The 813-nt window shown below is 37.3% G+C and carries 1 pseudogene; it reads right to left on the reverse strand.

Annotated elements, in window-relative coordinates:
* Positions 1 to 813, reverse strand: a pseudogene (locus EAO36_RS08265) (RNA-guided endonuclease InsQ/TnpB family protein); the annotation flags it as partial.

The raw sequence follows: 813 nt of genomic DNA on the forward strand, positions 1-813 counted from the left end.
CATAATTCCTAATGTGCAGTGGCTTTTTACCTGTGTTGCTCCCACAAGTAGAGCAGATTTGAGAGCTAGGAAAGTATTGGTCAATCTTTAGCAAAGTTTTGCCTTTCCAACTAGCCTTATATTCTAATAGACTAATGAGCCTAGACCAGCTGGCATTGGCAATGCTCTTAGCTAGTTTGTGGTTTTTGACCAAATTCCTAACTTTCAAGGTTTCTACTGCTATCAAATCGTATTGATTGATCTGGCTACTGATTTTATGCAAGTATTCCTCTCTACTATTCCTAATAGTAGCGCGGATTTGTGCCACTTTCTTAACTTGTTTCTTTCTATTACTAGAACCTTTGAGTTTTTTAAACAATCTCCTTTGTATTTTAGTGAGCTTGGTTTGTAGATTTTGGAAAAACTTTTATAGGGGTAAAACACGCCATTACTGGCGATGACTAGAGACTCTAAGCCCATATCTAAACCTACAGCTTTTTTGATAGTTACGGGTTTAGGTTCAGGCTTATTGTCCCCATAACTGACAGAGAGGTAGTATTTATCCGCTACACAAGAGATAAACCCCTGTTTGATGACAGAGCCTATAGGCAAATGTCTATGAAACTTGGCTTTAATAGCTTCTTTTGGGTAGTTTTACTTGATTGCTTTCTTGTTTGATTTCTAAGTGTTGCGGGACACAGAAAGATTGCTTAGAATGCTTTTTAGATTTGAATCTAGGATAACCTGCTAACTTGGAAAAGAATTTATCAAAAGCTATAGTTAGTTGCCTTAATGCCACTTGCAAGCTTTGAGAGTTGCATTCGTTTAGGTAAG

Origin of the sequence: Helicobacter mehlei, assembly GCF_003660265.1 — a bacterium.
Classification (GTDB): domain Bacteria; phylum Campylobacterota; class Campylobacteria; order Campylobacterales; family Helicobacteraceae; genus Helicobacter; species Helicobacter mehlei.